The sequence below is a fragment of the Rhizobium pisi genome (assembly GCF_003938655.1).
GTDB lineage: Bacteria > Pseudomonadota > Alphaproteobacteria > Rhizobiales > Rhizobiaceae > Rhizobium > Rhizobium pisi.
Window position 1 is genome coordinate 1 of sequence record NZ_RJJT01000054.1, and the last position, 3,326, is coordinate 3,326.

General features: G+C 61.0%; 3 protein-coding genes. All 3 read right to left on the reverse strand.

Features of this window, described 5'->3' with window-relative positions:
• Positions 1-72: 72 nt before the first annotated feature.
• From EFD55_RS32775 to istA, 3 genes are read right to left on the reverse strand one after another with little or no spacing between them, the layout of a single operon-like run.
• Positions 73-264, reverse strand: coding sequence for a hypothetical protein (locus tag EFD55_RS32775; protein ID WP_125851258.1), 192 nt, complete (start codon positions 262-264; stop codon positions 73-75).
• On the reverse strand, positions 261-1,019 hold the full coding sequence (istB, locus tag EFD55_RS32780) for an IS21-like element helper ATPase IstB (protein ID WP_125851260.1): 759 nt from the start codon (positions 1,017-1,019) through the stop codon (positions 261-263). The genes EFD55_RS32775 and istB overlap by 4 nt, the downstream gene beginning before the upstream one ends.
• Entirely contained in the window at positions 1,009-2,508 is a 1,500-nt protein-coding gene (gene istA, locus EFD55_RS32785; RefSeq protein ID WP_125851262.1) for an IS21 family transposase, read from the reverse strand. Before istA ends, istB begins: the two co-directional genes overlap by 11 nt.
• Positions 2,509-3,326 lie beyond the last annotated feature (818 nt).

Sequence of the window (3,326 nt, forward strand, 5' to 3'; positions counted from 1 at the left end):
TGTTAGCGGTCGTCTAAAACTGCGGGTATTCGGTGCCGAGGCTTTCACGAGTTATGTTTTTGGCCGTCGATTTCACTGGTGATCATCGCAGCTGAGTTGGCTTTGAAGCTCGGTCTGGATCTGGACGTTATATTGATCCCAGATTCTGTCGCGGATTTCGGTGAGCATGTCGAAGACGGCGATGGCCTGTTCCGGTGTCCATGTTGTCGGGATTTCAAACGGAACGGAAAGCGGCAGGCCCGGTTTCGAATGGGCTTTCTTCATGACCTTTGCGCCCTTCGTTCCTGGGAGCGCAATTCCGATCGTTCGGTTGCCTCTTTGAGGCGGTAGGATTGTCCCTCGATGGCGATCACTTCAGCATTGTGGACGAGCCGATCGACCATCGACACGACGCAGGCAGCATTTGGAAAGACGTCATTCCATTCGGCAAAATTGCGATTGGTGGTGACGATGGTGCTCTTTGTCTCGTAGCGGCGGCTGATAAGTTCGAAGAGCAGGTCGGCATGGCGGTTGGTGTAGGACAGGTATCCGACCTCATCGATGACGAGGAGCGCTGGAGCGGTGTAATGGGCCAGGCGCCGACGGAGCGCGGACGCACTGTCGATGGCGGCGAGTTCGCCAAGCAGCTGGCCGGCACTGGTAAACAGGGCGGTGTAACCGTTCATGACGGCGTGGTGGGCGATATTACGGGCGATCGTCGATTTGCCGACACCGTTTGGGCCGATGAAGACGGCATTGGCAGCGTCGCCGATGAAGTCGAGGCGCATGAGAGCTTCGATCGCCTGCCGGTCGCATCGCGTCGGGAAAGACCATTCGAAGTCTACAAGTGGCTTGAAGCGCCCGATCCGAGCATCCTTCAGCCGCCGCTCCAGGCTGCGCCTGGCGCGTTCGTTCTCTTCCCAGTCGAGAAGTGTTCGCGCCCAGCCAGCCTGATCGGCTTCCTGCCAGTGAGCGACCAGCCCATGCAGGTGGAGGTGTGCAGCGCGATCGCGTTCGTCCTGCAGATCATTATTTGTCATCGGGGACTTCCTTGAGCTGGTCATAGAGGTCGAGACGGGCTGTGCGGACTGGCGTATCCTTGTCCTGCACATGCTGCGGCAAGGCGATGTGCAGCAGCGGCGGCTGGTGTCGCCGTTCTCGCCGGCGCTCCAGGATCAGCTGGACGGCATTGGGATGGGGCGATGGCCCTTCGAGTGCCAGGACCTCCATGATCCCCGCCTGCAGTTCGCTGGCTCCATAGTGCTGAAGCAAACGGTGCAGACCGATGACGGCAGACTGTAGCGAATGGCCATTCTGCGCTGCGCGCTCAAGTAGCGCGGTGCTTGCGGGAACGGCAGCAGCCAGCCGATCGGTGGCACTGTGTCGTCGGGCGGCACGCTTCTCGTCGGCGAGCGCCTTGATGTGGGCAGCATCCTCCACCTGAGCTCCCTTGTCGTAGCTACGCACGTGGCAGGCGACGACCTTGGTTCCATCAAGGATGCGAACCTCCTTTTGTGTAGCGACGATGCTCAAGCTGCGGCGGACGTAGGCATGAGGAACGGAATAATCGTTGAGATCGAAACGGGCGTACGGCGTCTTGGCGATGGAAGCGGCGGTCAGGGCCGGCCAGGCAAAAGGGTTGTCTGGCAACGGCAGGAGGTAGGGGTGCTCCAGCTCGAAAGCCTGCCTGACAGTAATGTCGAGGCCGGGGCACATTCTGTCCACAGCCACGCCGTCGCACCAGATGTCGGCCTGGGCATTGAGATCATCGAGATCCTTGAAGCTGCGGGCGGCAAAGAAGTTGTCGCGGATATAGCGAATGGCGCGCTCGACGCGGCCTTTCTCATTGCCGCGAGCGACTGCGACCGGACGAGGATCGTATCGATAATGGGCGGCAAAGGCGAGCAGAGTGGGATTGAAGCGAATGGCATCGCCATGACGCTCGAGCACAGCGCTCTTCAGATTGTCGTAGAGCACGACCTTCGGAACCCCACCCCATCTCTCGAAGGCTTCGACGTGACCGGACAGGAATGCCTCCATCCTGGCATCGAGAAAGAAGCGCAGGAAGATCCGGCGGGATTGGCTGAGTACGATGACAAAGGCCATGAGCGGCCGTCGTGCCCGGCCGATCAGTATCTGCCCGAAGTGTCCCCAGTCCGCCTGTGCCTGTTCGCCCGGGAGCGTGCGCAGGCGCAGATACGCCTCTGCCTTCGGACGCGGTCGGTGGCGAGCGATCATATGGCGGAAGTGACCGCCGTCACCACGATACCCTCGCTCGCAGACCATTGCATGTAGCCTGGCTGCCGTCAGCGTGGGGAATGCCTCCAGGGTCTCCAGAATGAACGGCAGATAGGCGTCGATCTGGCTGGGGCGATTGCGAGGGCCGTGCGGGACGAGCCCGGAGCGGGCCAGCACGCATTGAACGGTGTGATGGTGGACGCCGAGTTGGTGGGCAATGGTGTTGGCTCGCCACTTCTCGACATGGTGGTAACGCAGAATCTGAGCCTGCAGTTCGGTAGATATGGCCATCGTCATCCTCTGGATAGGGACATCGGGATGGCTCGGCGACGACGCAGGGGCTCACGGCGCAAAAACGGAGAGCAACAGCGGCCGCACCAATGACAATGATGTCCCAGACCGCCGGTCGGCAATCCGTTTGCGATCGCAAACTCGGTCAAGGACGGCGTATCAGAAGTGTCGGATGCCTCGTTCGGTGTCGTCACCGAAGCCGCCATGACATCAACATCGGCATCGCTGGCGAGTGAACCATGGTGCGTCACTTTATTGTGGCGGGCCCGATATCGGCGGCTGCGGGCTGCATGAGCAAAGCGGCCGTTCCGGCTCGTCTGATAACGCCTGACGACCTCCCGACGGCGCTCGGCACGGGCGACACGAGCGCAGCCTCCGGCGCAATAAATCTGCCCGCGGTCGCAGCATCGGCAGATCAGCACTTGGCCCCGACAACGCTCGCACAGAAAGAAGCGTCCGGTATCATGCTCATCTGGTCCATGGCAGTCGTCATGACATGGACGCGAAGCCCCGTCTGCGCCATAATAACCCGGCATTCGTGTTCCGCACGGTGTAGGGCGCGGCGCCGGGTAGAATTAGCCGTTCAGTCGGCGCTGTGCCTGCCTTCGTCGATCTTCACGAAGACTACGGCAGGCGCTGCGTCTGTACCAGTCTCACCCCATTACCAGACACATCTCCGGTACACTTCTCGCGCGCTGGCCCCTGACTTGCCTGCGCGCAGGCAAGTCAGGGGCCAGCCAATCCCATCCAACGTCTACTGCGAAGTCACTCCCGCCGGCTCGGCACCGAATACCCGCACTTCTCGACGACCGTTCACA

Coding starts and splice junctions, on each gene's coding strand:
- EFD55_RS32775 (WP_125851258.1), bottom strand. CDS start 264: ATGAAGAAAGCCCATTCGAAACCGGGCCTGCCGCTTTCCGTTCCGTTT.
- istB (WP_125851260.1), bottom strand. CDS start 1,019: ATGACAAATAATGATCTGCAGGACGAACGCGATCGCGCTGCACACCTC.
- istA (WP_125851262.1), bottom strand. CDS start 2,508: ATGGCCATATCTACCGAACTGCAGGCTCAGATTCTGCGTTACCACCAT.